2 protein-coding genes are annotated in these 1,209 nt (G+C 61.8%); both read right to left on the minus strand.

What is annotated here, in order from left to right; translation table 11 throughout:
• On the minus strand, positions 1 to 581 hold a 581-nt coding region (locus HLUSI_RS0117135; RefSeq protein ID WP_016835131.1), incomplete at its 3' end, for a branched-chain amino acid ABC transporter permease.
• Positions 582 to 678: 97 nt separating this feature from the next.
• Positions 679 to 1,209: ABC transporter substrate-binding protein (locus HLUSI_RS0117140; protein ID WP_016835132.1), on the minus strand; the 531-nt coding region annotated here is incomplete at its 5' end.

Raw genomic sequence — 1,209 nt, forward strand, 5'->3', positions numbered from 1 at the left:
CCCGCACCCAGGCCGAACACGGCGGTACGGATCAGCGATGCCGGCAAGCCGAGCGTGCGCACCATTTCAGAGTCGCTGCTAGCGGCGCGCACCAGCATGCCGAAGGTGCTTTTCTCCAGCGCGGCGAACAGGCCGAACGAGACCAGCATGCCGAAGCCGATCACGAACAGGCGATACACCGGGATGGTGCTGCCGAACAGGCCGACGGCACCTGCCAGCAAGGTCGGCATGGGCGCTTCCTTGTAGCCCATGCCCCAGAAGAATTTGGCGGCTTCGCTGATGACCAGGATGAAGCCGAAGGTCAGAATCAGTTGATAGAAATGCGGCCGGCCGTACAGTTTGCGCAGTGCATAGCGCTCCATGGCGATGCCGGCGATGGCGACGATCAGCGTGGCGCCGATGACGCCCAGCACGAACGAGCCGGTGCGCAGTGTGATGTCGTAGGCCAGGTAAGTACCCAGCATGTACAGGGCGCCGTGGGCGAAATTGATGACGCCGAGCATGCCGAAGATCAGGGTGAGACCCGACGCCAGCAGGAACAGCAGCATTCCCAGGCTGAGGCCGATGATGATAGTGGACATGGATGTTCCCGAATACTTGTCGATTGCTTGAATCTTTGGTGAGGACGAGACGGGGCCGCGGCGTTCTTGTGGAGCGCCGCGGCTGACGACTACGGAATTACTTCGGGCAGTCTTCGAAGACGTCCTTGGGTGGATATACCTTGGCGATCTTCATGATGTAGGCGGGATACGGCGGCTTGCCGGCCACCACTTCGCCCCACAAGCCGTCCTGGCGCGCCTGGTGATCACAGGCCTTCATTTCCTTGCGGCCTTCCACGGAGTTGTCGCGCACGCTGTTGGCGAACGCGTCGACCCATTTTTCCTTGTCCCAGGAGCCGGTCTTCTCGACCACGTCCAGCCACCAGCTCATGCCGTCATAGGCTTCGCCGGCGGCGCTCGACGGAAATTCGTTGTACTTCTTGCGGAAGGCTTCGACAAATTTCTTGTTGGGTGCGTTCTCGACCGTGAAGTGGTAGCGCACGCCGGAGTTGACACCGAGTGCGGTCGGGCCGACGCCGGTGGCCATGGTTTCATCGGCGATGACAGGACCGAAGATCTTGCGCGTCTTGCCGAGGTTGACCTGGCCGGCCTGCTTGACCATGGTGACGGCGTCGGAGCCGGTCATGAACAGCGCCACGCCCAGCCGGTT

Origin of the sequence: Herbaspirillum lusitanum P6-12 (genome assembly GCF_000256565.1) — a bacterium.
GTDB classification, from domain to species: Bacteria; Pseudomonadota; Gammaproteobacteria; order Burkholderiales; family Burkholderiaceae_D; genus Herbaspirillum; species Herbaspirillum lusitanum.